This window comes from Parablautia muri (genome assembly GCF_009917485.1).
GTDB lineage: Bacteria > Bacillota > Clostridia > Lachnospirales > Lachnospiraceae > Suilimivivens > Suilimivivens muri.
In genome coordinates this window covers 1-2,665 of sequence record NZ_QZDT01000130.1, presented here as the reverse complement: position 1 = coordinate 2,665, position 2,665 = coordinate 1, and the positions used below count along the sequence as shown (strand labels likewise).

The 2,665-nt window shown below is 50.4% G+C and carries 4 protein-coding genes; 3 read left to right on the top strand and 1 reads right to left on the bottom strand.

The features are described from left to right. Positions 1–237: 237 nt before the first annotated feature. Positions 238–1,434, bottom strand: coding sequence for a MobV family relaxase (gene mobV, locus D5281_RS24535; protein WP_129184828.1), 1,197 nt, complete (start codon positions 1,432–1,434; stop codon positions 238–240). A gap of 462 nt (positions 1,435–1,896) precedes the next feature. On the opposite strand from mobV, the gene D5281_RS24530 reads away from it, so the two are divergent. The 3 genes from D5281_RS24530 to D5281_RS24520 are packed head-to-tail and all read left to right on the top strand — an operon-like array spanning position 1,897 to position 2,489. Continuing rightward, positions 1,897–2,097, top strand: coding sequence for a hypothetical protein (locus D5281_RS24530; protein WP_129184826.1), 201 nt, complete (start codon positions 1,897–1,899; stop codon positions 2,095–2,097). After that, positions 2,094–2,330: a DUF5348 domain-containing protein gene (locus tag D5281_RS24525; RefSeq protein ID WP_129184824.1), complete on the top strand. Its 237-nt coding sequence runs from the start codon at positions 2,094–2,096 to the stop codon at positions 2,328–2,330. The genes D5281_RS24530 and D5281_RS24525 overlap by 4 nt, the downstream gene beginning before the upstream one ends. Then, positions 2,331–2,489, top strand: coding sequence for a hypothetical protein (locus D5281_RS24520; RefSeq protein WP_160556438.1), 159 nt, complete (start codon positions 2,331–2,333; stop codon positions 2,487–2,489). The last annotated feature ends 176 nt before the right edge of the window (positions 2,490–2,665 follow it).

Genomic DNA, 2,665 nt, shown 5'->3' with positions numbered 1-2,665 from the left:
AAAGCCGTCCAGAGGGCAAATAAAGGCGAAATAGAGGGTCAAGGAGTGTGCCATTACACCGCCACCCCTCTTTTTCTTTTTTACCGCTCCTATACTGTACATGACACGAAACGACAAAATATTACACGAAAACTTCAATTTCGGCATATTGAACAAGAAAACCCGCCGCGGCCCCGGCCAATCCGCTCCCCTGCAGAACGGTTTTGTTGTGAAAAATGACGAAAAAGCCGACTGTCACTATCTGTCCCGCCCGGTATCCCTGTCCCTGCCCTGCTGTCTCTGGAATGTCTGGAACAAGTCCCGCCACCGGGGGAAATGAGCGTCCAGAAACCGCTCCAACTGCTCCAAACGTGACAATTTTCTATCAATTTCGACTTGTTTCTTCACTTCGGCAAGGCTCCAACCGGGGGACTGGGCAAGCAGCTTGTCCCGGTTCTGCTCCAAGACGGCCACTTCCCGCTGCAAGCCCCCTACTTCGTCCCGCAGAGCGTCCCTGCGGCTCTCCAGTGCCTTTACTGCCCCCTGCTCTTGTGCCGCCCTCTGGTGGGCTTCTCCGGCTCTCTGGGAAGTCTCCGCAAGGTCAGCGGACAGCCGCTCCCGCTGTCCCTCTAAGGCTTTTACATCGCCTTGTAGGACGTGTACACGGCTATCAAGGGCTTGCGTAGCCCTCTGTGCCGTCTCTGCCCTCTGCCGGGCTTCTGCGAGTTCTGCGGCGTATGCCTTGTACTCTGCCGTCTCCATATGCTGTCTGCGCTTGCCGCTCCCCTTTGGCTCTCCCCTCTGTAAGCCGTACTTTGCCCCTACAGCTTCATGGAAAGCCGTCTGCTGTTCGGTCAGGCTCTGCTTCGTCAGCACGTCTTTGGCAGACAGCCGCCCATCAGGAGTAACCGGGACGAAATTGAAGTGCATGTGCGGAGTAGCTTCGTCCAGATGAACGGTAGCGGATATGACGTTCTCACGACCGTACCGCTCCGCCAGAAAGTCGTATGCGTCTTGAAAAAACTGCCGTGAGCGGTCAGCCTGCATTGGCGGCGAATCACTCAACCCCCCGATATAGTCCTCCGTGAAAGGAACGCCAGATATATATGCTTCATGGGAACAGCTTGCCCGCCGTTCAGCCCACGCATTGTAGGCATCTTCGTCAACGTCTTTCAGACCGTCAAAAAAAGCACCGTCAGAGGTCACTATAACTTGCGCCATCAGAACGGCATCTTTCCGCACCGCCCTTTTCAAATCAAGCTGTTCTATGCGTCTCTGGACGGCTTCGGAAAAGGATTCATTTTGGGCAGGGCATAAGTCGTAATTTTCCCCGGACTTTGAGAAGTCAATATCCGGGTTCGTCAGGCTATGGTCTTTCTCACGGCGGTCATGAATCTCTATGCCCTTGATTGCCCCTCTGGTCATCTTCTGCACCCTAACTACTGCGTAACTCATTCTTATTCAAGCCCCCTTGTCTTGTCCATGCTTTACTTGTAAAGTATAACACAGGATACTTTACTTCGTAAAGTCCTCTGTGGCAAAGGGGGTTCCCCCTCTGCACTTCTCCCCCCGCACCGGCCACGGTGTAACAGTACACCAGTACACACTGTATCGGTCAGACGGTACACCGCTACACCGCCCCGGCGCCGGATAAGCCAGGCACAAAATAGATAATATTATAATATATATTTTAATACATGATAAAATATGTATTAGAATATTTGAATATATATTATAATATGTATGAACATTGTATGTACAGCCAGGCATGATAAACGTATGTATTTTAATATATATTAAAATAAGGGGTAAAATTTTCTTAATGCCCTATTGACATCTGTATTATAATATGGTATATTATACATATAGAAACCCGAATTAAAATATATATTATAATACAGAAAGGAGAAATACACCATGGCAAGACCAAAGACCGGGCTACCCACCAAACAGAAAATGTGCCTTACCGTCAGTTCCGAGGTAAGGGACTGTCTGGAAAGAATATCCCAAGCACGGCAACAGTCCATCAGCGAGATTGTCAGCCAGTACGCCTTGCAGGAGGACAAGAAGCTGAACCGCAAGCAGAGCCGGGAGCAAACGAAAGGAGAGAAAGCATGAAAGAGGGAAGATTAGGGTACAATTCCGACAACAAACGCTATGGACTGCTAATTTCCGACCTTTGGGAGCGTGACGGCTTTCATTGTGGCGAGTGCATGGAAGTCATGGTTGAGGGGGAATGGGTTCCCACCAGAATCGAAATGGACTACAGCGGCCTCTGGTATCTGGTAGACACCCCCTATAGGGGAGACGGTTTAGAGTACGTCCGGGCAAGGATTCCAGAAAGGAACTGAATGGAAAACAGATATTTATTGAGCGACATAGTGATTGACGGCATAGAGCCGCCAGAGGACTGGAAAGAACTCATGGAACGGGAGCGGCGGGGCGAATTGACACCAGAGGAAATCGAGAAGATTGTCCGCCGCCCGTACCAGATACCGACCGACAAGTGACTGCTTTACTCACGGTGAGTAAAAGCCCGGAAAACCGCCATTTTCCGGGCTTATTCGTCATTCTCTATCATCTTTTTGACGTACAAAAATAGGTCTTTCGGGTGACGTGCCTTTGCCGTCAGGATTGTCTGCCGGAGATAGGCGGCTGTTGCATATTGGCAAGCGTCAGGAAAGCT